Source organism: Hirschia baltica ATCC 49814, assembly GCF_000023785.1.
GTDB classification, from domain to species: domain Bacteria; phylum Pseudomonadota; class Alphaproteobacteria; order Caulobacterales; family Hyphomonadaceae; genus Hirschia; species Hirschia baltica.
This window is the reverse complement of the sequence record NC_012982.1, coordinates 2,041,987-2,065,461: the sequence shown is the minus strand read 5'-3', so window position 1 is coordinate 2,065,461 and position 23,475 is coordinate 2,041,987. Positions and strand designations below refer to the sequence as shown.

Here is a 23,475-nt window from a genome sequence, read left to right as displayed (position 1 = left end):
GTGGTGGAAACGAAGTTTTCGCGAGCTTTTGCTATTCATCGGCGAAAATCAATGCGTTTTTCGCCCTTAGAAATGGTGAAACGTCTTTGAACTGGCACATTTGGCTGTTATCAGGTTTATCATGAATCGTTTTGTTCGCTATGTTGTTGCTGCTGTGTCGATGCTTTGGCTCGCTACAGGTGCTAGTTTTGCAGATGTGTATCTCGTCAAGGGTATTGCCGTTGATGTAACGGCTGAAAATTCTATACAAGCGCGTGCAACAGCGTTTGATCAGGCACGTGTAATTGGAGCTAATCGATTGCTTCAACGCATTACCACAGCAGAAGATCGCGCGAATGCAAAGGCGCTCTACATTAACAGCAGTATTGCTGCGCGTTTGGTTGCTGCTGTTGATGTTCAAGATGAAAAGCAATCAGCGACACGCTATCTAGGTTTACTTGCCGTAAAATTTGATGAGCGAGCGGTAAAAGCATTCCTCCGCGTCTATGACATGCCCTTCGTTGATAGTCAGGCATCGCTCGCTTTGATGGTTCCTGAGGTTGATAGCGGCGTAAATCCAGATGAGTGGGCAAGCGTTTGGGAGAATGGCTCAGATGCAAACGTCCTAGCGCCTTTTGTAGTTTCAGAGGCAATTTACCTCAATGATGTAAATTGGGAAGATATCGCGTCCGATGCTTATAATGTATCTGCGCAGCGCGGTGTAGTCGCACGCGTTAAACAGGTCGGACTGAATTATTTTGTGAGTCTCTATGACCTACGACAAGAATATTCGAGCCGTATGCCATTAGGAACAGCTGGTCCATTTCTAACTTTAGAAGAAGCGAAGGCGGGTAGCATTGGCTATCTTGAAGATGTCTGGAAAACTCAAAACATAGTTCGAGTAACTGGTGAAACATCAGTATCTGCTGTTGCAAGGTATTCGTCTCAACAAGGGTGGGTGAGTATTCAGAAGGCTCTAAAAAATTCTCGCTTGATTAAAAATGTACTGGTTGAAAAGGTTTCCGTGCGTGGTGCCGATGTGTCCTTTTCTTATGCTGGCCGTCCAGATCAGTTAGCCGCCGAATTGAGAACAGGCGGAGTTATCTTGTCTTCAGAACAAAATGGATGGTCACTGGAGCCCGTTGCGTACTGATGCCGACAAACAAGCCAAACTATGATCAATTTGTCGGAGTTCAAAAATCAAAACAATTGGTTTTGGATTTTCCGAAGCTAGACGCTGATTTAGAGCCGCTAATTGCGACGCCTGCTTCTGAAGATGCGAGACTTGCTTTGTCTCGATGGGAATATTGGCCCGAACGTCAGATGTGCCTAATTGGAAGTGCTGGTTCGGGAAAAACACGGATGTTGCGCAATTGGGCGCAAGACACGGGCGCAGCCTATGTCACAGGTGTTGATTTATCTGCGGCAGAAATTGATGAGATTTCCGGTTTGTCGGTGAAAGCGCTCGTCGTGGATAATGCTGATTCATGTTCGAATGGCGGCTCGCTTCTAGCTGCCATGAATTTGTGTAAAAGTCGTGGTGCATTTCTGCTCCTTTCGGGATCCACAGACCCTTCTAGCTGGAATATGAAGCCATTGGACTTGCAGTCCCGCCTTTCTGCTCTTCCTGTTGTGAAATTTGGTGCAATAGATGAAGAGACGTTGAAGATTCGGCTTGTTTCTGCGTGCAAATCGAAGTTTATGAAGTTGCCAGATGAAACCGCTGATTATTTGGTTCAGCGTTTGGCTAGAACATATCTTGTGATTGATGAAATTGTTGAAAAACTGGAGTTGGTTGCTGCTGGCAAAGCTCTAAATAGAACAACCGCTCGAAAGGCTATCGCAGCCCTAGAGCAAAGTACGAATTTTGAATAGAAATTATTATTGATAGGCGAAAAGCAAATGACGGTTCCAACGGAAATTCGCAAACCTGTTAGACGTAAGAAAGCTTCACAGTCAGTCTCAAAAAATGAAGTGTCTGAAATTTCCAATGATGTTTGTGAGGATCTAAAAGAGTCTCCTCAGCGCTTTTTTAATCGCGAATTATCTTGGTTGAATTTTAATACACGCGTGTTGGAAGAAGCCGAGAATATACGTCACCCGCTTTTAGAAAGACTTCGCTTCCTTTCAATTTCTGCCAATAATTTAGATGAATTTTTTATGGTGCGTGTCGCTGGTTTGCGTGAATACATGCGGGCTGGTGTAACGAAAACGAGCCTTGATGGTTTGACACCAAGTGAACAAATGATGCGAATAAATGAACGCACAAGTGCGTTGATGAATGAGCAACAGCGTCTTTATCGGTCTATCAGCAAAGAAATGCGTGAGACAGGTATAGAGATAATCGATCATGATGAACTGCAAGCCGATGAACGTGGCGCATTAAAACAAATATTTACAGATAAAGTTTTTCCACTTCTTACACCCTTAGCTATTGATCCAGCTCACCCATTTCCATTTATTCCAAATCTTGGTTTTGCTGTTGGTTTTACATTGCTCAAAAAAGGGGAAACGACACCTTTTCAGGCTTTGGTTCCTATTCCTACGCAAGTTGATCGCTTTATTGAATTGCCAGAGCAAATACGCGCTGACGGCACACCATTGCGGCGTTTTATTTCGCTAGAAAATACAATACCTCATTTCTTGGACATGTTGTTTCGGGATTGCGAAGAAAAAGCACGGTGTGTTTTCAGAATTGTACGTGATAGCGATATCGAGGTTGAGGAAGAGGCTGAAGACCTTATTCGCGAATTTGAAATACTGTTAAAACGTCGTCGTCGTGGCCGTATTGTTCGCATGAAAATCAATGCCAAGGCTCCTGAGGCGTTGAAAAAATTCTTGATCAAAGAAATTGAAGCTGAAGAGCAAGATGTCGTCGAGGTGGACGGTATTATGGGAATCGCACAACTGGGCGATATCATTGACAATCGTCGCCCTGAATTACTTTTCAAGCCATATGAGCCGCGTTTTCCTGAGCGAATTCGTGAGCACAATGGTGATTTTTTTGCGGCAATTCGCGAGAAAGATATTCTCGTTCATCATCCATATGAAAGTTTTGATGTTGTTGCTGGATTTATTCGTCAAGCGGCGGCCGATCCTGATGTAGTGGCTATTAAGCAGACACTTTATCGTACATCAAAAGACAGCCCCATCATCGCTGCACTTATTGAAGCCGCAGAAGATGGAAAAAATGTCACCGCATTGGTGGAAATCAAAGCGCGTTTTGATGAAGAAGCGAATATGCGTTGGGCGCGTGATCTTGAGCGTGCCGGTGTGCAGGTTGTTTATGGATTTGTGGAATATAAAACTCACGCCAAAGTTAGTTTAGTCGTGCGCCGTGAGAATGGTGAACTTCGTTCATATACACATTTTGGAACCGGAAATTATCACCCGATTACGGCACGTATTTATACCGATTTATCATTGTTTACAGCGTCTCCAGCGTACGGGCGTGATGCAGGACGCTTGTTTAACTATGTGACGGGAAATGCTGAACCTGATCATCTTGAAAAAATCTTCATGTCTCCTCTAAATATGAAGACTGAGATGCTCAATCACATTGAAGCGGAAATTCAGCATGCCAAAGCAGGACGTTTGGCAGCAATTTGGGCTAAAATGAACTCACTCGTTGATCCACAAATTATCGATAAATTGTATGAAGCAAGTCAGGCCGGTGTCACAATAGAGCTGGTTATCCGTGGGATTTGTTGTTTGAGACCGGGTGTTCCTGGGTTGTCCGATTCAATTGAGGTAAAATCGATTGTTGGTCGCTTTTTAGAGCACTCACGCATTGTGTGTTTTGGAAATGGACATGGTCTACCGTCGCCTGAAGCTAAAATTTATATCACATCTGCCGACTGGATGCCGCGTAATCTAGATCGCCGTGTCGAAGCAATGACACTGATTGAAAATCCCACTGTTCACCGTCAGATTCTTGATCAAATAATGGTCGCTAACTTGAATGATCGTATGCAGAGTTGGGCACTTCAATCAGATGGACATTTTATACGTGTAATTGATACGCTTGATGATGCTGAATTAAGCGAAGATCATTTCAATGTGCATGAATACTTTATGGAAAACCAAAGTCTCTCCGGGCGTGGTAGTGCTTTAGAATATGCGCCGCCACCAAAATTGAAACCTTTAGGATAAAGCGACAATCGTATGGGAATCGCCGACGTATTGCAGAAAAATTCGCAATTGAAATTCACTGCGAAAGCACGTCGGGTTGGGGTTATTGATATTGGATCGAATTCTGTTCGGCTTGTCATTTATGACGTCGTCGGCAGAGCGATCCAAGCACGTTTCAATGAAAAAGTGTTGGCTGGCCTTGGGCGTGGACTTACAGAATCTGGGTATCTGAATCCGCAAGGCGTTGAAGCTGCATTGTCAGTATTGGCAAGATTTAAAACCTTAATGCAAGTTCAAGGCGTTGATGAAGAGTTACCTTTTGCAACCGCTGCTGTACGTGAAGCGGTAGATGGTCCAGCATTTTGTGCACAAGTTCGCAATGAAATTGGGCTGAATATTCGGGTCATGTCAGGTATTGATGAGGCAAGGCTGGCTGCGACTGGTGTGATTGCGCAGCAGCCAATTGCGGATGGTGTTAGCGGTGATTTAGGCGGATCTAGTCTTGAACTGTCTGTTATAAATGATGGCTATTATACTGGAGGAACAACATATCCGTTAGGGCCATTAGCTTTGCTCCCACCTGAATGGCTGCGTGAAATGGAACACGAAACACCTGATCCGGTGAATTTTGTGACACTGTCGAAGAAGCTTAGAAAACGGATAGATACTGAATTGGAAGGGGCTGTTGAATTATCCTCATCCAGAGATACCTTATATATGGTTGGCGGTGCATGGCGTGCAATTGCGCGCATGCATATGGAATTGAATGATTATCCGCTGATTATTTTGCAATCCTATGAAATTGATGCGGATCAATTACTTGATTTGACCGAAAAGTTGCAGGCACCGGATAAAAAACTACTCGCTATGATGCATAATGTGTCGTCGAAAAGAGCCAAGACTTTGCCAGCTGCTGCGGCTGTTTTAAATGGTGTATTGAGAGCAGGTAAATTCTCCAAAGTGGTCACAAGTTCATACGGGGTTCGAGAAGGACTTGTATTTGAGCAGATGGATAAGGGATTGCAGAGACAAGATCCGCTTCTATCAGGTATGCAGGCCATGATTGCTGAGACGCCGTCAAATTGGGATTTTGGTGCAGCATTGGGTCTTTGGTTGAAACAAGCAGCAAGGCATATGCTGCCTGAACGTTTGTCTGAAGCTGCTTGTTTGGCTGCAGATGTAGGGTCTAGAATGCATCCAGATTACAGAGCTGATATGGCATTTGAACAGATGATAACCGCGCCGCTTTCAGGGTGGACCCATGAAGAAAGAGCAGCTGTGGCTTTGGCAATTGCATGCAGATATCAGCGTAATTTTCAACACACTCTGTCGGCTACGCTTTTAGATGGAGACATGTCAGGTAAAGCGCGTGGCTTAGGGGCACTTATGCGGCTTGGTGCGCATTTCTCTGGTCGCTCTGCTGATCTTCTTAAGTATTCACGATTGGAAATCAGAGATGGCAGTATTAATTTGGATGTTGATGAAAAAATGAAAAATTTGATGTCTGAAATGGTCCGCAAACGACTAGGGCAGGCAGCGGTCATTATGGGAATGGAACCGCGGTTGAGTTTTTCAGGTGTTGCCGCTGAGCTATAGTCAGGAGCAAGCAAGGGGCTATCATGTTGCCACCAGAAGCAGATCTTGAGAAACGGCAAATAGCATGGGTAGCCATGCATGTATTGTTTCTTGATGCTGATGTGGAAGCCGACTATTTATTATCCGCTGCCCAAACATGTGCTAAGACTGATTATTCACTCAAAGAGCTGGAACAGATTTTTTGGAATGAAGTTTATCCGGCAATGAGGCTAAATATTTGGTCTGTTGCTGGGGAGTGGTGTCCTTTAAAAAGTGAAGATTTGACTCAAATTATCTTGCGCAAACACAGATTTGATCGACAAATCTGGCTTAAAGGTATGCGACGCTACCCTTTAGAATATTGGGAAAAATTAAAGAATGAGGTCTGCCAAATAAGACAAAATCTGTAATCTAGTTTTCATATTGTGATGAAGTGGTTAGATTGAGCATATATTAACGCCCTCCTCAAAACGAAGTTCGAGGAGGATTTTGGGAATATTAAATCCTGAGATCTTTGGTTTAAACGTCGAACACTTTCACGCCTGTATCAGATATGGCGATGGCTATTTTGCCTTGTTTCAACTTGATAGCAAGATTTCCAAATACTTCGCGTCGCCAACCCCGCATAGCCTGAACATCTGGTTCAACATCACAAGCAATGCGCTCAATATCCGCAGCATTTGCTATCAGACGAGGGGCTACATCTGCTTCTTCGGAAACATGTTTAAGCAAGACTTTGAGAAGGTCTCCCACTGCGCCAGGTGGTTGGGTATTTGTCGGACGTTTAGGAATTTCAGGTGCGTAGGCATCAGGATCAGCAATAGCTGCATTGATCGCTTCAAGAAGCGTTTGGCCATGTTTTGATTTTGCAAACCCTTTGGGCACTGCGCGTAGTCGTTCCATGGCATTTACATCAATTGGCTTTTGTTGCGCTATTTCCTGCACAGCATCGTCCTTCAGGATACGCGAACGTGGTTTGTCTAGCTCTTGAGCTAATTTCTCGCGCCACTCGGAAACTGAAGCGATTAATGCCAAATAATCTTTGCGTGGTTTACGGATTTTCATTCGTTTCCACGCGTTTTTAGGATTGGTGTCATAGGTGTCAGGGTTGACGAGAATTTCTGTTTCTTCTTCAATCCAGCCCATGCGGCCCAGTTTTTCCAATTTTGCTTTCAGCTTAACGTAACAGTGGCGAAGATGGGTTACATCACCGCGCGCATAGTCTAGCTGCTTTTCAGTCAACGGACGGCGTTGCCAATCTGTAAACTGAGAAGATTTATCAACACGGGCTTTTAAAAGCTGAGAGACAAGATTTTCATAGGATACAGAATCGCCAAGACCGCACGCCATAGCCGCTACTTGCGAATCAAAAATAGGTGCGGGTGGTGTCCCGATCAATTTTGTAAAAATTTCCATGTCTTGACGGGCAGCATGAAAAACTTTCACACGTGACGTATCTGCCATTAAATCTAGAAATGGAGCTAAATCTATATTTGGTGAGAGCGGATCGATAAGACAATCAAACTCTAGAGTTGCTGCCTGAATGAGACAAAGTTTCGGCCAAAAGGTCGATTCTCTGTGAAATTCAGTATCTACGGCGATAAATTCGCCCTTTTTCAGCTCCTCACAGGCTTTGATTAGCTCGTCAGTGTCTGCTACTAGTTTCAATTCATCGCGGGTGTTAGATGGCACACCAGCTCCTTCCTAAACGCTATCGCTTGACAAGCAGGCCGTAACGGTGTGCTTGTCCGCCAAACTTTCTCAACGGAGACTCCAAAAAATGCACGCTTACCGTACGCACACATGCGGCCAACTAAGATCCGAACATGTAGGTGAAACCGTACGCATTAGCGGTTGGGTTCATCGTAAGCGCGACCATGGAGGTCTGTTATTTATAGACTTACGCGATCATTATGGTCTGACGCAATGCGTAGTTCAGCCAGATAATGCGCATTTTGCCACTTTAGAACGAATTCGTGTCGAAAGTGTCGTGTCTATTACAGGTAATGTGGTCGCACGTTCTGAAGAAACTGCCAATGAGTCACTTGATACAGGTGCTATTGAGGTCGTCATTAGCGATCTTGAAGTGCAATCTGCAGCAGATGAACTGCCGCTTCCTGTGTTTGGGGAGCCAGATTACCCAGAAGAGATTCGTTTAAAGCATCGTTATTTAGATTTGCGTCGCGAGACTTTGCACAAAAATATCATGCTGCGTTCAAATGTGATCACATCTTTACGTGAGCGTATGAAGGCGCAGAACTTTACAGAATACCAAACACCGATTTTGACGGCTTCCAGCCCTGAAGGTGCGCGTGACTTCTTGGTGCCTTCTCGTATGCACCCAAACAAGTTTTATGCGCTTCCGCAGGCTCCGCAACAGTTTAAACAGCTCATGATGGTGTCTGGGTTTGATCGTTATTTCCAAATCGCGCCTTGTTTCCGAGATGAAGATTTGCGTGCTGATCGTTCTTTGGAATTTTATCAGCTCGACATTGAGATGAGCTTTGTAACACAGGAAGATGTATTTGCGTCTATTGAGCCTGTTATGCACGGCGTATTTGAAGAATTTTCTGGCGACAAGACTGTAACGCCAGCTCCATTCCCACGTATTCCTTATCTTGAGGCGATGGCGAAATACGGATCTGACAAACCAGATCTTCGTAACCCAATCGAACTTGGCGACGTAACAGAATTCTTCGTCGATGACAGCAAAACTGGTTTTGGTATTTTTGCTAAAATCATTGCTGGCGGTGGTAAAGTTATTGCCATTCCAGCGCCGAAAGCAGCTGCTGAGAAATCTCGTAAATTCTTCGACGAGATGGACAAATGGGCCAAAAAAGAAATGCAAGCACCTGGACTTGGTTATGCACGTCTTAAAGAGGCAGATGGCGGCGGTATTGATAGCCAAGACCCTGTGCTGAAGAATTTTGAGCCTGCTCACCTTGCTGCAATGCTTGAGCAATTGGGACTTGAAGCAGGAGATGGAATTTTCTTCTCCGCTGGTAAGAAAACAGATGCATACAAACTGGCGGGTGCTGCGCGTCTTAAAGTTGGTGAAGAGCTAGATATTGTAGAAAAAGATATCTTTAAATTCTGCTGGATTGTCGATTTCCCAATGTATGAATGGGACGAAGACAACAAGAAAGTGGACTTCTCGCACAACCCATTCTCTATGCCACAAGGTGGTTTAGAAGTGTTGGAGGCTGCGGATACTGACGAGAAGAAACTCGAAATTCTAGCTTACCAATACGATATTGTTTGTAACGGAACAGAGCTTTCTTCTGGTGCTATTCGTAACCACCGTCCAGACATTATGATCAAAGCCTTTGAACTTGCCGGTTATGGGCCAGAGGTCGTTGAAGAAGAGTTTGGCGGCATGCTGAATGCATTCAGATATGGTGCGCCTCCACACGGCGGAATTGCACCGGGAATTGACCGTATGGTGATGCTATTGGCTGAAGCTGATAATATTCGTGATGTGATTATGTTCCCAATGAATCAACAAGGACAAGACCTATTGCTAGGTGCTCCGTCTGTTGCGGAAAACTCTCAGCTGAGAGAACTTTCGTTGCGCTTGGTGCCAGTAGAAAATAAATAATCAGATTTAAAGTATCAGATTAAGAGGGAAGGGCAGTTGTTTGAAACAACTGCCCTTTTCTATGAATTTATCGTTTGCACATATTGGGGCTTAAGCCTTTGGGAAGCTCAGTAGAAGCGTCGCAATGCGCTGTTGCTAACTGTGCTTGTGTCAGGCCTCTGGCTGTTTTTAGGTAAGCACCTGAAAGTATTGCGCCATCAAGATTTGCGCCTGTAAAATCAGCACCGCCGAACCAGCCACCAACAAGCGTTGCATCTTTTAGGTTTGCATTCTTTAGATTAGTGCCCTGCATACGCACACCAAATAAATTCGCAACACTTAGGTCAGCTTTAGACAGATTAGCTTTGTCTAAAGTGGCGACTTCAAGGTTGGATTGACGCAGCCGCGAACCGCTTAGGTTTTTGCCAGAAAGATCATCCATAGAAAAATCTGCTTGGAATAAATTGCATCCAACGCAGCTAGCAGCACCTTGTTTTACGGTAGCGATCTGGCTCGCGTCCTGTGCGAAAGCAGGAAGACCAATAAAAGTTGTCAGTGCAACAGCAATAAGAGCGCGTTTCATAGTGAGACCTATTTAATCATCAACGACGAGATGGTTATAACACAGCAATAATGAAGCCAGTTTGAATAAATAGGCTTCATTTATGCTGTTTGTACTGTTGCTCCACAAGCATCGCAAATTGCAACACCATCATCCTCTACGAGTGTAAAATGACCGCAATTAGGGCATGCATCACCAAGGTAATCGGGCTGGTCCGCTTGTTGAGATTCTAAATTCACAACAGGTGATTCAGGTTCATGAACTGGGGGCTCTTCTGATAATTCTTGTTCTACCGTTTCATCATCTTTGGTGCGGGAGGATGCAGCATCAAGGAATACAATATTGTCAGGAATTGCACCGCGACTAAACCCTTTGGATATGAGTTGCACAGCTTCTTGAGGAGTAGGTGCATTTCGTGTGGAATCACCTTCACCTTTTCCTAGGCCGTCTGAAGAAAGACCGTCCATTTCAGCAAGGTCTTCTCGATCAAGATAAGACACTGCAAGCTCTCGGAAAATATAGTCTAGAATTGAGGTTGCTGATTTAATTGAATCATTTCCGGTGACTTCACCGGCTGGTTCAAAACGTGTGAAGACGAATGCATCGACAAACTCTTCTAAAGGCACACCATATTGTAGACCGATTGAAATCGCGATGGCAAAATTGTTCATTAAGGAACGAAAAGCCGCGCCTTCTTTATGCATATCAATGAAAATTTCACCAAGGCTTCCATTGTCAAATTCTCCAGTGTGCAAATAGACTTTATGTCCACCCACAGTGGATTTTTGAATATAGCCTTTGCGTCTGTCAGGTAGGCGACGACGCGCTGCATAAGTATTTGGGTCTGTTTTTGTATCAGGTGCTTGAATGTGGATTGGTACTTCTGGCTTGGTAGGAGGGGCAGCGATAGTTTGGCTCTGGACAAAAGCAGGAGGTGTGGATGCTCGTTTTTCTGCTTCTGCCAAGCGTTCCAAAACCGTTGCATTAATGACTGGCTTCGACGGTTCTATCCGTAGACTGAGATCATTTTCGATGGCTGCACTAAAGCAAAGTTGTAAATCTTGCCGGCTGGCCGCAGCAGCTTCTTTGGATGGAACTGTTAGCAAAATAGGCACGTCGAACACTTCTTTGATACTCAAAGCAAATCGAATGCATGCTCCTGCTTTTGCTTGCCGCGCCAAGTAAAATATATGTGCTAGTTCTGAATTTGGATCAGAGACTGCGCGTCGTCGCCCCTCTACAGCAGCGCGACCTTCTTCTATTTCTCTGGCCGATATACCCAATGCTCTGAGTAATGCTTCACCGTCTGTTTCGAATGCTTCGGGAGCTAGTCCCAAGCGTTTCTTGATTGTGTCGTCACCAACCACCCAACGTGAAAAGGCACTGCGCAGCGGTAAGCCGTCTCGTATTGCTTGTTCAACGCGATCTAGTGCTTCATTGGTAAGGCCGCGTTCTGACAAGCGGTTGCGTTCTAGACCATCAATTTGGTCAAGGGATCTCGCTCCTAAAACGCGCAATGCAACATCTTGGCGCTGTCCTTCGGTGGCTGCGCAATTGAGCGCAAGTCCGGCGCATTTAGAAAAACGGTTTTCGTCTTCTTCTGTGGTTGAAATCAGAGACTGTACGGGGTCAACACCAATGCTCTCTAAGTTCAGCCATGCCACTGCATCTGGAGATGGCCGTAAGAAAGCAAATTGAATACCGGATTTATCTTTTGCATCGGCGGCTTGATATTCTTTCAATATGACTGCGATTTCAGTAGCGCGGTTTCGACCTTGAAGTGAATCGAACGCTAGGCCTTCTGACATAATCGTAGCTGCTAAGCCGGCTACTATAATGATTAGGCCAGGAAAGGTTGATTTTAGATCGACAAGATCTGATCTGAGAGTTTCTTCTGCAAATGTTTTATCGTCAAAATAAGCACCCAGATTTAGAATCAAGGTAGGAGATTTTGCGTTGGGAGCCGTTCTGGACAAATGATTGACTTGAAGCCCAATCCTTAAACCAGCTAACCGGTTTGATGCATCGGCTAATTTTTCGGCTGACGCATCTGACCAATTCGTTAGTCCTAGATGTACTGTGCCTGTATCTCTGGCGGCTGCTGCCTGTTTTCTTAGGGCTGTTGCAGCAGCTCGCGGTCCGCCAGGGGTAGATAACGCGATTTCAAGAAGATCTGCATCTGCGCCGCAACGAAGCGCATCAGTGAGTGCATCCGCTGTTGGCAGGCCGTCATCGTCTGTATCAATACTTAAACCTTCTAAGGCGTCGGCTAAAGAAGCAAATCCCTGTGCTGTTGCTGCGCGTGCAGCGGCTACTGTCGCTGCTTCTGCAATGGCCATTTCAGCACCACCGGATGAAATTGGGGCAGGGCTGACGCTACCGATTGCCGCACCGAGTGGTAGAAGTGGAGAGATTCGGCCTTTAGACAATGCGTTTGTGATGGTCGACTTTGCATTAGATTCGCAGTCTAGAGTGGCTAGGCCATTAAGGTAATCTGTTGCTTCAGCTGAGTTCATAGAGGCTGATCTATCTGTTTTTAACCAGATTTCTCCAGCAGCCATGAGGGGGGCTAGTAACTGAGTCGGCTGTTTTGTCCTGCGTTGCGCCATAAATCATCTCCCTGAATATAGTGAATGTGCGCAAATCGCTTCAATAGTGCAATATATGTTGTGTTAATGTGTGGATTTTCCCACAAGATTTTGTATGACACAGGTTTGATGAAATCTCATGGCTGTTGGCGCTGGACGTAATGCCTTGAGGGGATTACATTCGCCGCAAATCTCTTAAGGAGCGCGCATGTCTGTTATTGGCTGGTGGAAAAACACCACTATTGGAACTCGTTTTGATATCGGTCGTCGTGCCGTGTTTATCGGTGATGATGAATGGGGCAATAAGTTCTATGAAGAAAAGAAGCCGAGTCAGGAAGGTCGCAAGCGGCGCTACGTTATTTATAACGGTGCAGCAGAGCCATCGCGTATTTCTCCAGACTGGCACGGCTGGATGCACCATACTTTTGACAAACCTCCAACGGAAGAACCATTGGTGAAAAAGTCTTTTGAGCTTCAACACCAGCCAAATTTGACTGGGACTTTGTTAGCTTACAAACCTAAAGGTAGTTTGTGGCGTTCAGACGAGCGCACTAAAACTGCCGGTGATTACGAGGCATGGGATCCAGATGCGTGATTCATTATTTGAAACAATCGTAGGTATTGCTGTTGTTGCAGCTGCGGGTGTTTTTCTGTGGTTTTCATTACAACAATCAGAAAAAACAGCTGGAAATGGAAGTTATGAACTGACTGCTCAGTTCACTGGTCCAATCAATGGAGTTCTTCAAGGAACAGATGTACGTTTGATGGGCGTAAAAGTCGGCGTGGTTACGGATGTTGAGTTAGACAAGGCACGTCTCGTTCCTAAGATTACCATGAATGTTGCTGAAGGTATTGAATTGGACGAAGATACAACTGCCAAAATAGCGTCAGATGGGTTTTTGTCTGGGCCTCATATTGCATTGCTTCCTGGTAGCGGATTAGCAATGCTCGAACCTGGTGATGAAATACTCTACACAAGTGGTTCCGTTGAACTTGGACCTTTGTTGACTGAGTTTGCGACATCTCTTGATGGGCGATTGAAGAATATTGCCGAGGCAATATCTGCTAATAATTCAGCAGCCCAGTAATATTTTATGTAGAATTTATTTGATGACATATGCCTAACACATTTAGGCATATGATCAGGGAATGATGATTGAATTGATTCTGATAGAAATTTGTGGAGTTCACGAAAATGCGTAAATTAGGTTTGTGCTCTGCATTTGTTGCTGTTGGTGTTTTGATTTCGGCTACTCAAACAGCATTTGCACTCGATCCACGACCGGGTGTGAAGGTGCGAGCGCTTGAGAAAATTACAGGTAAGGCAACAGATATTGAAATCGAATTGGACGAGACTGTCCAATTTGGTGGTCTTGGGCTAACTGTCCGTGCTTGCCATCAATCACCACCGGAAGATCAGCCACCAGAAGCAGCTGCGTATCTTGAAGTGATATCTATGGGAGTGAATGCAGAGACCGGCACAGCAAAGGATGATGATCCACGGCTTTTCTCTGGATGGATGTTTGCGAGTTCTCCGGGGTTAAATGCGTTGGAGCATTCGCTTTATGATGTTTGGGTAATCAGTTGCAGTGCTGCTTTGCCGGGAACCGAAGCAAAGCCATTGGATTTGTATGAAGAATCCAATCTGGGGTTTGATGCTATTCCAGAAGAAGCACTTCCATCATCAGATATCAATGAATCTGCATCGATGGGATTGCCTTCAATTGATGATTTTAATCCAGAACCAATATTCGTCGAAGAAGCTGATTTAGAAGCGGTTCCTGTCGAGCGCTCTGGGTCATTTATAGATTCAATTTCTATCCCGAAGTCGTCCATTGATGAGGATTGAATAGCACCAAAATCAGAATAGAAATCACCATTCGCTTTTAGTGCTATTGCTAATTTATTTTGAAATTCATGGCGTGGAATTTCTATCGCACCTAAGCTTAACAAGTGTTCGGTAATGAATTGGGTGTCTAATAAGATGTAGCCGCCAGTCAATAAACGCGCCACGAGATGAACAAGAGCGACTTTTGATGCATTGGAGCGTGTAGAGAACATGCTCTCGCCAAAGAAGGCTCCGCCTAAACTTACACCATAAAGTCCACCGACTAATTCTGAATCTTTCCAGCATTCAACGCTATGCGCGTATCCTTGTCGGTGTAGAGCAGAATAAAGGTTGATGATAGGCGTGTTAATCCAGGTGGATTCTCTGTTTTCATATGGTGCTGCGCATGCTTCCATCACACTTGTAAAGGCGGTATCAAAAGTCACTCGGAACTCATCTTTTGAGACCGTTTTTCTCAAACTTTTAGATATATGCAATGCATCGAGAGGAATTATTCCTCTCTGATCTGGGTCAACAATGAATAGCTGAGTGTCGTCGGCATCTTCCCCCATGGGGAAGATGCCGCGACGGTATAGATTCAGCAAATCATCTGGGCCGAAGCCACCACTCATAATTTTGCCTTAGGATTCTCTAGCCAGAAAATGCTCTAGCCAATGAATATCATACTCACCTTTTGCGACATCTTCATTTTCCACGAGACGAAGATGAAGTGGAAGAGTCGTTTCCACACCAGATATTACCATCTCATCCAAAGCACGCTTTAGGCGCAGAAGGCATTCTTCACGTGTCATACCATGCACGATCAGTTTACCTATCAAGCTGTCATAATGAGGTGGGATTTTGTAACCCGTATACATGGCGGAATCGAGACGAACGCCTAAGCCACCGGGGGCGTGGAAGTCTTTGATTGTACCTGGAGATGGTACAAATGTGACTGGGTGTTCTGCATTGATCCGGCATTCGATAGCATGACCGATGAATTGCACATCCTTTTGTTTAAAGGATAGTTTTTCGCCCGAGGCAATTCGGATTTGCTCTTGAACAAGGTCTTTGCGAGTGATCATTTCAGTTACAGGGTGTTCAACCTGTAAACGCGTGTTCATTTCAATAAAGTAGAACTCATTGTTTTCCCAGAGGAATTCAATTGTTCCAACACCGCGATAGCCGAGCTTTTTAATTGACGCACAAACTCGCTTACCAATTTCTGCGCGTTCAGATTCAGTAAGTGCAGGAGAGGGTGCTTCTTCAAATACTTTCTGGTGACGACGTTGCAGAGAACAATCACGCTCACCAAGATGAACAACATTACCGTGAGTATCCGCAATCACTTGAATTTCAATGTGACGTGGCTTTTGAAGGTATTTTTCTATGTATACAGCATCATCGCCAAAAGCTGCTTTAGATTCAGTCCGTGCAGTACGGAAGGCTGTTTCTAATTCATCTGGAGTTAGTGCGACTTTCATGCCGCGACCACCACCACCAGCAGAAGCTTTGATAATAACAGGATAACCTATCTGTTTGGCTACTTTTTGAGCCTCAGCCACATCTGCTACACCGCCGTCAGACCCAGGTACACAGGGGACACCTGTGCGGATCATGGCATCTTTAGCTGCGATTTTGTCACCCATTAGACGGATGTGCTCGGCTGTGGGTCCAATGAAAGCAATGTCGTGCGCTTCAACGATTTCAGCAAATTTGGCATTCTCTGAAAGGAAGCCATATCCAGGGTGAATACCATCTGCCCCAGTGATTTCAGCCGCAGCCATGATCGCTGGAATATTGAGATATGAGTCCACAGAAGCTGCAGGTCCGATACATACACTTTCATCGGCCAGACGCACATGCATTGCATCGCGGTCGGCTTCTGAGTGGATAGCAACGGTCGAAATGTTCATTTCTTTACAAGCACGGTGAATTCGCAGTGCGATTTCACCTCTGTTTGCTATGAGAACTTTATTTATCATCATTGTGGCCTATTCGATCACCACAAGAGCTTCACCATATTCAACTGGCTGACCATCAGAAACCAAGATTTCTTTTACAACACCAGATTTAGGAGCGCTTACTGGATTGAATGTTTTCATCGCTTCAACGAGTAAGATAGTTTGTCCCTGCTTAACATTTGTACCGACTTCGATGAAGGGGGCTGCACCTGGTTCAGGTGCGAAATATGCAGTACCGACCATAGGAGATTTAACCGCATTTGCATTGTCTGCTGGTGCAGCAGCTGGTGCCGCAACCGCTACTGGTGCAGCGACCGGAGCGGCAGCTGGTGCCATCATTGGCGCTGAAGCTGCGTAAGAAACTGCAGCCGGTTCTGGCATGGAAACGCGAATACGCAATTCGCCATGTTCAACTTCAATCTCGCCAAGATTGCCATCTGTTAGGATGTTAGCGAGTTCACGGATAAGTGCCGTATCTAGCTTTTCGACTTTATCAGCCATTATTTAATGCTCCGTTTGTTCACGAGCGAGACAGCCGCTTCAACGCTTAGGCTATATCCGGCAGATCCAAAGCCTGCAATAACTCCATTTGCACATGGAGCGACATAACTGTTTGCGCGAAATGACTCGCGAGAGTGTGGGTTGGACAAATGCAGTTCAATAATTGGTATTTCCAGTGTCTTGAGTGCATCGTGGATTGCAATTGAGGTGTGAGTATAGGCAGCTGCATTTAAAATCAACGCAGAAGCTTTATTTCTTGCCTCTTGAATCCAATCCACTAGTTCGCCTTCATGATTTGATTGACGAAAGGTAAGTTTCGCGTTCAATTCACTGGCTTTGTCACTAGCGATTTTTTCTATGTCCTGTAATGTCTCCTTCCCATAAATCTCAGGTTCTCTCGTTCCAAGTAGATTTAGGTTTGGACCATTTAGACAATAAAGAATAAGACTCATAAGCACCTCGTAATTCTGCAAACTCGCAAGATGAGACTAAAGACGCAAGCACGTTCTTATGTAAAAACAAAGAAATACGATGAAAACTATAGAAGAGAGGCAAAATATGCAGCTAATTCTCAATGGAAATTCAAAAGAGTTGGATGAAGGCCTGACTTTAGGTCAGTTCTTGAAGGACTTGGGATTGCCAGAAAAAGGTCTGGCTGTAGAACGAAACCTCGAAATCGTTCCAAAATCCGCTTACGATTCTACGCAATTGGAAGCTGGCGATCGCTTGGAAGTCATTCAATTTGTAGGAGGCGGCTGATGCACGCTGAGACCAACCCCAAAGATGTTCTAACAATTGCTGGGCGCGAGTTTAATTCCCGTTTGATTATCGGGACGGGTAAGTATGCTAGCTATGAACAAAATGCAAAAGCAGCAGAGGCTGCAGGGGCTGAAATCGTAACGGTTGCTATTCGGCGCGTAAATGTGATGGACCCTACACAGGAGCGTTTGAGTGATCATTTAAGCCCTGAAAAATTTACATATCTTCCCAACACTGCGGGCTGTTTTACAGCTGAAGATGCACTGCGTACTTTACGCTTAGCGCGTGAAGCGGGTGGCTGGAAGCTAGTGAAATTAGAAGTGCTTGCTGACCAGAAAACACTTTATCCTGATATGGTGGAAACACTGCGGGCTGCGGAAGTTCTTATAAAAGAAGGCTTTGAGGTCATGGTGTATTGCACGGATGATCCTGTATATGCACGCCGCCTTGAGGATGTGGGATGTTGCGCGATAATGCCTTTAGGCGCGCCGATTGGATCTGGTTTGGGAATCCAAAACCCGATAAATATTCGCTTGATCGTCGAGCAATCTAAAGTGCCTGTGCTGGTTGATGCCGGCGTTGGAACAGCGTCAGAGGCTGCGATTGCAATGGAGCTTGGTTGCGATGGCGTGTTGATGAATACGGCAATTGCTGAAGCGAAAGACCCGATTCGGATGGCGCGAGCTATGAAACACGCTGTTATCGCTGGACGCGAAGCTTATTTGGCGGGGCGTATGAAGAAGAAAATGTATGCGGATCCTTCTTCGCCTTTGGCTGGTTTGATTTAGCCAAACGTTGATAGGATTAGCTTTTATCTAATTTAAAACGGCGGCACTATTTAGATAGTGCCGCCGTTTTATTTTGATATTCTCTTTAAAAATCAATGCTTACATAATTAGCCACGGGCTTCGGAAATGTATTTGTCCAACATAGGGAAGTTGGCACCTGATACAAATTTCCCATTCACGTAAAAGCTCGGCGTTGCTAGTATATCTGCTTGTTCGGCTAGTTTCATCGTATCTTCTAAAAGGCGGTATACAGTAGCGCTTTCCATGTCTTTAGAGAGCTGCTGAACGTCTAGCCCTTCTTTTTCAGCAATTGAAAGTATCCTGCCTTTTGTTAGGCCGTTTGCTTTCATCATAGCAATGTGTAGTTCTTTATACTTGTCTTGCATGCTGGCAGCTACAGATGCTCTTGCGGCGAGTGCTGAGGTTTTAGTTCTAGAATCTAGAACGGGCAATTCCATGAATATTACTTTTACATCTTTGGAAGCGACTTGCGTCATCACCCAATCCGTTGATTTTTTACAGAATCCGCAATTGTAATCAAAAAATTCCACAATGGTGATTGGCGCGTCTTTATCACCAAGGATCGGCGCGTTTTCCAGTGCAAGGAAAGCGGGCAGGAATTGCTTTTTTTGTTCTGCTTCTGCTAGCTCTTGTTTCGCTTCTAAGGCTTGAAAGGCTTCAACGAGGACTTCAGGATTGGCGACCAAATATTCATGAACGATTTTTTCAATTGCCGCTTTATCGGTTGTTGAAACTTTGCCCGCGGGTTCCGATACCGCTTGTGAGCAAGATGCCGCAAATATGAGCGCGGCACTCGCGAGTGTCGTTTTTATTGTGGAACCCATGTTCATTCGTTATCAGTCCTTTAGGCAAAATTTGTGCTGTTGGTTCATACATAGTGTGTAAACACTTGCGAATATATTAGCAGATAATCACAACTTAGTGAGCAGTTACTGTGAGCTGCTGACTGAAACGGTTGCCCTGTCTACCTGATCGCATTTGAACCTGAGTGATGGCCGAGATGTCATCAGCTCGACGCCATTTTGGTGTGCTTTCAGCTAAGTCTTCTTTGGCACGACTAGCAAATACATTCGCACGGACATAGTCACCTATCGCATAGGCTGATTCAGCCGTCGCGAGTTCTGCTTCGGCATTGCGACCCAATGCACCAAGTGCGAATGACATTTGTTGCCAAGCATAACCATTATCTGGTTCTAGTATGAGAGCTTGGTGAAGCAGGGTTTCTGCTTCTTCGTTTGCTTCTTTCGTCTTTAAAGAAATTAAAGACTGGGCAAGGTTTACATATAATAGAGAGTGTTTTGTTGAAAGTTCTAAAGCTTTTCTGTGGTGAGGAATTGAATCTTCAAACTTGCCGTTCTCAAACAAAATCTGTCCAAATAGTTCTTCAAAATATGGGTTGTCTGGCTCGATTTCTACAAGTGCAGCTATTTCTTTTAAAGCAGCTGTTTCATCATGATTACGGTGGGCGGCAATGGCTCTGGCATAACGCGCCGGTGTAGATAAATCAGTCAATGGATATTTGATGTAAGTTGAACGTGGCTGCAAGAAACCAATCAACTTAGCTTGCATCATATCCAGTTCACGCTGGTAATCGGGTGAAAGTGGAGCGGATTTGGCTGTGATTGTTTCTGCGCGATGACGTAATGCACCAATACGCGGCCCAGTTTCTGGGTGTGTGCGATAATAGGGGTCTTGGCGCATTGTCGACATAACTTCAGACACGCGAATTTTCTCCATGAAGGAGACCAGACCATCAGCTGGGATGCCTGTTTGCTCTAATAACCTTAACCCAGTTTGGTCGGCAGAGCTTTCTTCAATTCGAGTGTATTTAAAGAAAGTCAGGGCTGCTGCCTGTTGGGAAGATGCCATCAAAGCGATACCTGCATCTGGTGCGCCTGCTGCAACAGCTAGAACACCAAGACCTAGTGCGATCCATGAAGAGCCCTGTGCTGATCCCATGGCTTGTGTACGGGTAATATTGTGACCGCCAATAATGTGGCCAGCTTCGTGCGCCATGACGCCGAGAATTTCTTGGGGTGTCTCTGCTTTAATAAGAAGCCCTGTATGAAAGAACATATTTTGTCCGCCACTTACAAAAGCATTCAAGCTATTGTCATTGACGATGTATATATTCACTTCATCAGGATTAAGACCGCCAGCTTCAAATAGCGGCTTTCCATATTTTTTTAGTGTCGTTTCGATTTCAGCATCACGCACCAAACTTTGTGCATTTGCAGAAAGAAGTGGGACGAAAAGCAATGCCGCGGCCAGAGCCACGACATGTGGCAAACGTTTAAACACGCCCATTTAGACGGTCTCCTTCATAACCCCACGGTATACAACTATATCCCTGTGTTTTTTGTATCTTAAATTACGAATACAAAAAGAAACACCCCTGAGACTGATCAATAATTATCAACTAATCTCAAGGGTGTATGTCTAACTTAAGGCAATCGAGCGCCTATTTTCTGTTCCACCAACCAATTTTGCGTTTTTTAGGCGCTTTCTCTTCCGCGATTGTAGAGGTGTTCGCGTGCAAGGAGTGGAGAGAAGCCGTTTCTTCCGCTGGTGCAGGTTCTGTTTCTGCCGTCTCTGCTTTTGCAGGTGCGTCTATTTTTACTTCAGCAACTGGCTCAACGGGAGCTTCTTCTAAATTTTTAGGTTCAGAAGAGGACTCATCTGATTTTGAAGTCTCAGAATCTGATTCGCTCTTTGCCGGCTCTTCTTTGGTTAGAGGAGTCGAAGCGTCATTTGCTTCATGAGACACGTCTGTTGTTGGCTCTGACATAGTAGGAGCTGGCACTTCAGTTTCCGCTGGTTTAGCTTCTTCTTTAGTTGAAGCCTCTACGGTTTCTTCTTTAGAAACGTCCGAAGCAATTGCTTGGCTTTCTTCTGAAGTGTTGCTTTCATTTGTGTCAGTGTTGCCGTTTTTGCGACGTCGTCTACGACGTTTTCCATTTCTGGAACGCCCGTTTTCACTGTTGTTGTCTTCAGAGTTGGACTGTGATTCTGCTGTGACTTCTTGTTCCGCCTCATCCTCTTCTTCTTCTGGGGAGACGATTGCGAGAAAGGGCGCAGATGCAACAGCATCCAACATTTCTCCTCCATCCATTGCAACATCTGGTGTGCGACGACGGGGGCGACGACGGCGAGGGCGACGTGATTTTGAAGCGTTGGAAGAATTATTTGTGTCTTCGCTTTCTTCTTCACTATCTCCATCTATGACTTCCATACCGTCAGCAGAAACTTCTGAACCAGTCTCGTTTCCACGGCGACGACGGCCGCCACGGCGACCACGTCTGCGACGGCGTGAGTTTTCATCTAATTCATCATCGTCTTCCTCGTCTGAGGTGTCGTTTTGTTCAGAATTATCAACTGCTTCTTCGTCTTCTTCTGGGCGACGACGACGACGTTTCTTTGGCGTTGCATCAATTGGAACAATTGGCTTGTAGGCAATGATATTGCCATCACCTGTTGCTTCAATTGCAAAATCACCAGGCATCATTTCATCATCAGCACTGATGAGAATGTCTGCGCCTGTACTTGCTTCCATTGATGTTATGGAATCGCGTTTATGGTTTAGGATGTAGAGAGCAACTTCAGAAGGTGCTTTTGCTGCAACGCTATCCACGCGTCCATCAGCGCCGCGTTCTTCGATAGCACGAAGTAATTGCAATGCAGCTGATTCAATGGAGCGGTTACGTCCTGTTCCTTGACATGCTTTACAAGGCTCAGATGATAATTCGAGGACTCCTGCACGACGACGTTGGCGCGAGATTTCGAATAATCCAAATTGACTGATACGTCCTGTTTGAACGCGTGCGCGGTCAATAGAAAGACAATCCTTCATTTTCTTTTCAACAGCGCGATTGTTTTTGGACTCTTCCATATCGATAAAGTCGATAACAACGAGGCCTGCTAAATCACGAAGGCGCATTTGGCGACATACTTCAGCTGCGGCTTCAAGGTTTGTCTTGACTGCGGTTGCTTCGATATTGCGTTCGCGTGTTGCTTTACCCGAGTTTACATCAACTGCGACAAGCGCTTCTGTCTGATTAATCACCAGATATCCACCAGAAGGTAGCTGGACGACTGGTGAGAAAATATTATCAAGCTGAGCTTCAACCGCTTGAGATATAAATAGCGGCGCTTTGTGATTGTGTTCTATCACCTTTTCGGCGTGATCCGGCATTAGCATGCTGATGACGTTTTTCGCCTGAACGTATGCTTCTTTGCCTTCGACGATTATGTTGTCGATGTCGCGATCATAAAGGTCACGAATAGCTCTTAGAACAAGATCGCCTTCCTCATGGATAAGGCAGGGGGCCATCGAGTCTAGCGTTTGATCTCGAATGGTTGACCATAATCTTATAAGGTAATCATAGTCTCTGCTGATTTCAGATTTCGTGCGCTTGGCACCGGCAGTTCTGATAATCAGACCCATGCCTTCTGGCACAGAGAATTCGCCCATGATTTTTTTGAGGCGTTTGCGATCTGCGGCGTTTGCGATTTTACGGCTGATACCACCGCCACGCGCCGTGTTCGGCATGAGAACACCATAACGTCCCGCAAGGGATAGATATGTTGTGACAGCCGCACCTTTATTGCCGCGCTCTTCTTTAACCACTTGAATGAGCAAGACCTGGCGGCGCTTGATAACCTCTTGGATTTTATAGCGACGAGATGGCTTTTGATGACGCGGCTTAGGCGCGCGTTGTTTTGCATTGTCATCATCAGAACTTGAGTCAGTGTCTTCATCTATAAGCGTATCATCGCCTTCAGATGACAGATTTTCTGTCTCAGAATTTTCTTCCGAAGAGTCCTCTGAATCGTGATTGTGTTCAACGGTATCTTCTTCATCAACATCATCGTCATCATCATGACGAGATGACGCCATTGTTTCAGCAAGAAGGGCTTCACGATCCTCTTTAGGGATCTGATAATAATCTGGGTGGATCTCAGAAAAAGCAAGAAACCCGTGACGGTTACCACCATACTCAACAAAAGCTGCTTGGAGCGATGGCTCCACGCGGGTTACTTTTGCAAGATATATGTTCCCTCTTAGTTGTCGTTTATCACGTGCCTCAAAGTCGAAGTCTTCGATTTGTCCGTCGGCGACGACCGTCACCCGAGTTTCCTCTGGGTGAGCAGCGTCGATCAACATGAGCTTGCTCATGTAGGTTAGCCTCATTGTTATTAGGC

The 23,475-nt window shown here is 45.3% G+C and carries 20 protein-coding genes and 1 pseudogene; 11 read left to right on the top strand and 10 right to left on the bottom strand.

Translation table 11 applies throughout. The features are described from left to right. The first annotated feature begins 121 nt into the window (after nt 1–121). Genes HBAL_RS09610 through HBAL_RS16360 form a run of 5 tightly spaced genes read left to right on the top strand, consistent with a single transcriptional unit; the run spans nt 122 to nt 6,095 of the window. The gene (locus tag HBAL_RS09610; protein WP_015827750.1) at nt 122–1,132 is read left to right on the top strand and encodes a DUF2066 domain-containing protein; all 1,011 of its coding nucleotides are present in this window, start codon (nt 122–124) and stop codon (nt 1,130–1,132) included. After that, nucleotides 1,132–1,854, top strand: coding sequence for a P-loop NTPase family protein (locus HBAL_RS16365; protein WP_015827749.1), 723 nt, complete (start codon nt 1,132–1,134; stop codon nt 1,852–1,854). The genes HBAL_RS09610 and HBAL_RS16365 overlap by 1 nt, the downstream gene beginning before the upstream one ends. A 27-nt stretch (nt 1,855–1,881) precedes the next feature. After that, the gene (locus HBAL_RS09600; RefSeq protein ID WP_015827748.1) at nt 1,882–4,131 is read left to right on the top strand and encodes an RNA degradosome polyphosphate kinase; all 2,250 of its coding nucleotides are present in this window, start codon (nt 1,882–1,884) and stop codon (nt 4,129–4,131) included. A gap of 12 nt (nt 4,132–4,143) precedes the next feature. Continuing rightward, nucleotides 4,144–5,706: a Ppx/GppA family phosphatase gene (locus HBAL_RS09595; RefSeq protein ID WP_015827747.1), complete on the top strand. Its 1,563-nt coding sequence runs from the start codon at nt 4,144–4,146 to the stop codon at nt 5,704–5,706. Between the two features lie 23 nt (nt 5,707–5,729). Continuing rightward, nucleotides 5,730–6,095 (top strand): DUF7079 family protein, encoded by a 366-nt coding sequence (locus HBAL_RS16360; protein WP_015827746.1) that lies wholly within the window; start codon nt 5,730–5,732, stop codon nt 6,093–6,095. 109 nt (nt 6,096–6,204) lie between these two features. On the opposite strand, the gene rnd is transcribed toward HBAL_RS16360, so the two are convergent. Beyond that, nucleotides 6,205–7,377, bottom strand: coding sequence for a ribonuclease D (gene rnd, locus HBAL_RS09585; protein ID WP_015827745.1), 1,173 nt, complete (start codon nt 7,375–7,377; stop codon nt 6,205–6,207). 88 nt (nt 7,378–7,465) lie between these two features. On the opposite strand from rnd, the gene aspS reads away from it, so the two are divergent. Beyond that, the gene (aspS, locus tag HBAL_RS09580) at nt 7,466–9,283 is read left to right on the top strand and encodes an aspartate--tRNA ligase (RefSeq protein WP_015827744.1); all 1,818 of its coding nucleotides are present in this window, start codon (nt 7,466–7,468) and stop codon (nt 9,281–9,283) included. Between the two features lie 67 nt (nt 9,284–9,350). Here the strand turns inward: aspS and HBAL_RS09575 are convergent, their stop codons facing one another. Then, nucleotides 9,351–9,845, bottom strand: a complete 495-nt coding sequence (locus HBAL_RS09575) for a pentapeptide repeat-containing protein (RefSeq protein WP_015827743.1) — start codon at nt 9,843–9,845, stop codon at nt 9,351–9,353. Between the two features lie 80 nt (nt 9,846–9,925). Next, nucleotides 9,926–12,433, bottom strand: a complete 2,508-nt coding sequence (locus tag HBAL_RS09570; protein WP_015827742.1) for a TSCPD domain-containing protein — start codon at nt 12,431–12,433, stop codon at nt 9,926–9,928. Nucleotides 12,434–12,620: 187 nt separating this feature from the next. Here HBAL_RS09570 and HBAL_RS09565 point away from each other — a divergent pair, with 187 nt between their 5' ends. The 3 genes from HBAL_RS09565 to HBAL_RS16895 all read left to right on the top strand — a co-directional run bounded on the left by HBAL_RS09565 (nt 12,621) and on the right by HBAL_RS16895 (nt 14,261). Further along, complete coding sequence (locus HBAL_RS09565; protein ID WP_015827741.1) at nt 12,621–13,007, top strand: NADH:ubiquinone oxidoreductase subunit NDUFA12; 387 nt, start codon at nt 12,621–12,623, stop codon at nt 13,005–13,007. After that, nucleotides 13,000–13,500: an MlaD family protein gene (locus HBAL_RS09560; protein WP_015827740.1), complete on the top strand. Its 501-nt coding sequence runs from the start codon at nt 13,000–13,002 to the stop codon at nt 13,498–13,500. Before HBAL_RS09565 ends, HBAL_RS09560 begins: the two co-directional genes overlap by 8 nt. 107 nt (nt 13,501–13,607) lie before the next feature. Continuing rightward, entirely contained in the window at nt 13,608–14,261 is a 654-nt protein-coding gene (locus HBAL_RS16895) for a DUF2155 domain-containing protein (RefSeq protein ID WP_015827739.1), read from the top strand. A 44-nt stretch (nt 14,262–14,305) separates the two neighbouring features. On the opposite strand, the pseudogene aat reads toward HBAL_RS16895, so the two are convergent. The 4 genes and pseudogenes from aat to aroQ all read right to left on the bottom strand — a co-directional run. Continuing rightward, nucleotides 14,306–14,872, bottom strand: a pseudogene (gene aat / locus HBAL_RS16890) (leucyl/phenylalanyl-tRNA--protein transferase); the annotation flags it as partial. A 9-nt stretch (nt 14,873–14,881) separates the two neighbouring features. After that, entirely contained in the window at nt 14,882–16,225 is a 1,344-nt protein-coding gene (gene accC, locus HBAL_RS09550) for an acetyl-CoA carboxylase biotin carboxylase subunit (protein WP_041302191.1), read from the bottom strand. 9 nt (nt 16,226–16,234) lie between these two features. Beyond that, on the bottom strand, nt 16,235–16,705 hold the full coding sequence (accB, locus tag HBAL_RS09545) for an acetyl-CoA carboxylase biotin carboxyl carrier protein (protein WP_015827737.1): 471 nt from the start codon (nt 16,703–16,705) through the stop codon (nt 16,235–16,237). Further along, on the bottom strand, nt 16,705–17,157 hold the full coding sequence (aroQ, locus tag HBAL_RS09540) for a type II 3-dehydroquinate dehydratase (RefSeq protein WP_015827736.1): 453 nt from the start codon (nt 17,155–17,157) through the stop codon (nt 16,705–16,707). The genes accB and aroQ overlap by 1 nt, the downstream gene beginning before the upstream one ends. A 106-nt stretch (nt 17,158–17,263) precedes the next feature. On the opposite strand from aroQ, the gene thiS reads away from it, so the two are divergent. Together thiS and HBAL_RS09530 are read left to right on the top strand one after the other, a co-directional pair. Next, nucleotides 17,264–17,464 carry a sulfur carrier protein ThiS gene (thiS, locus tag HBAL_RS09535; protein WP_015827735.1) on the top strand — a complete coding sequence of 67 codons (201 nt, stop codon included), beginning with the start codon at nt 17,264–17,266 and terminating at the stop codon, nt 17,462–17,464. Beyond that, nucleotides 17,464–18,252 carry a thiazole synthase gene (locus tag HBAL_RS09530; RefSeq protein ID WP_015827734.1) on the top strand — a complete coding sequence of 263 codons (789 nt, stop codon included), beginning with the start codon at nt 17,464–17,466 and terminating at the stop codon, nt 18,250–18,252. Before thiS ends, HBAL_RS09530 begins: the two co-directional genes overlap by 1 nt. A gap of 107 nt (nt 18,253–18,359) precedes the next feature. On the opposite strand, the gene HBAL_RS09525 is transcribed toward HBAL_RS09530, so the two are convergent. From HBAL_RS09525 to HBAL_RS09515, 3 genes are all read right to left on the bottom strand, one after another. Next, nucleotides 18,360–19,103: a DsbA family protein gene (locus tag HBAL_RS09525; protein WP_015827733.1), complete on the bottom strand. Its 744-nt coding sequence runs from the start codon at nt 19,101–19,103 to the stop codon at nt 18,360–18,362. 88 nt (nt 19,104–19,191) lie between these two features. Further along, nucleotides 19,192–20,580, bottom strand: coding sequence for a M48 family metalloprotease (locus HBAL_RS09520; RefSeq protein WP_015827732.1), 1,389 nt, complete (start codon nt 20,578–20,580; stop codon nt 19,192–19,194). A gap of 154 nt (nt 20,581–20,734) precedes the next feature. Next, on the bottom strand, nt 20,735–23,449 hold the full coding sequence (locus tag HBAL_RS09515) for an Rne/Rng family ribonuclease (RefSeq protein WP_015827731.1): 2,715 nt from the start codon (nt 23,447–23,449) through the stop codon (nt 20,735–20,737). Between the last annotated feature and the right edge of the window lie 26 nt (nt 23,450–23,475).

Coding starts and splice junctions, on each gene's coding strand:
- HBAL_RS09610 (WP_015827750.1), top strand. CDS start 122: ATGAATCGTTTTGTTCGCTATGTTGTTGCTGCTGTGTCGATGCTTTGG.
- HBAL_RS16365 (WP_015827749.1), top strand. CDS start 1,132: ATGCCGACAAACAAGCCAAACTATGATCAATTTGTCGGAGTTCAAAAA.
- HBAL_RS09600 (WP_015827748.1), top strand. CDS start 1,882: ATGACGGTTCCAACGGAAATTCGCAAACCTGTTAGACGTAAGAAAGCT.
- HBAL_RS09595 (WP_015827747.1), top strand. CDS start 4,144: ATGGGAATCGCCGACGTATTGCAGAAAAATTCGCAATTGAAATTCACT.
- HBAL_RS16360 (WP_015827746.1), top strand. CDS start 5,730: ATGTTGCCACCAGAAGCAGATCTTGAGAAACGGCAAATAGCATGGGTA.
- aspS (WP_015827744.1), top strand. CDS start 7,466: ATGCACGCTTACCGTACGCACACATGCGGCCAACTAAGATCCGAACAT.
- HBAL_RS09575 (WP_015827743.1), bottom strand. CDS start 9,845: ATGAAACGCGCTCTTATTGCTGTTGCACTGACAACTTTTATTGGTCTT.
- HBAL_RS09570 (WP_015827742.1), bottom strand. CDS start 12,433: ATGGCGCAACGCAGGACAAAACAGCCGACTCAGTTACTAGCCCCCCTC.
- HBAL_RS09565 (WP_015827741.1), top strand. CDS start 12,621: ATGTCTGTTATTGGCTGGTGGAAAAACACCACTATTGGAACTCGTTTT.
- HBAL_RS09560 (WP_015827740.1), top strand. CDS start 13,000: ATGCGTGATTCATTATTTGAAACAATCGTAGGTATTGCTGTTGTTGCA.
- HBAL_RS16895 (WP_015827739.1), top strand. CDS start 13,608: ATGCGTAAATTAGGTTTGTGCTCTGCATTTGTTGCTGTTGGTGTTTTG.
- accC (WP_041302191.1), bottom strand. CDS start 16,225: ATGATAAATAAAGTTCTCATAGCAAACAGAGGTGAAATCGCACTGCGA.
- accB (WP_015827737.1), bottom strand. CDS start 16,705: ATGGCTGATAAAGTCGAAAAGCTAGATACGGCACTTATCCGTGAACTC.
- aroQ (WP_015827736.1), bottom strand. CDS start 17,157: ATGAGTCTTATTCTTTATTGTCTAAATGGTCCAAACCTAAATCTACTT.
- thiS (WP_015827735.1), top strand. CDS start 17,264: ATGCAGCTAATTCTCAATGGAAATTCAAAAGAGTTGGATGAAGGCCTG.
- HBAL_RS09530 (WP_015827734.1), top strand. CDS start 17,464: ATGCACGCTGAGACCAACCCCAAAGATGTTCTAACAATTGCTGGGCGC.
- HBAL_RS09525 (WP_015827733.1), bottom strand. CDS start 19,103: ATGAACATGGGTTCCACAATAAAAACGACACTCGCGAGTGCCGCGCTC.
- HBAL_RS09520 (WP_015827732.1), bottom strand. CDS start 20,580: ATGGGCGTGTTTAAACGTTTGCCACATGTCGTGGCTCTGGCCGCGGCA.
- HBAL_RS09515 (WP_015827731.1), bottom strand. CDS start 23,449: ATGAGCAAGCTCATGTTGATCGACGCTGCTCACCCAGAGGAAACTCGG.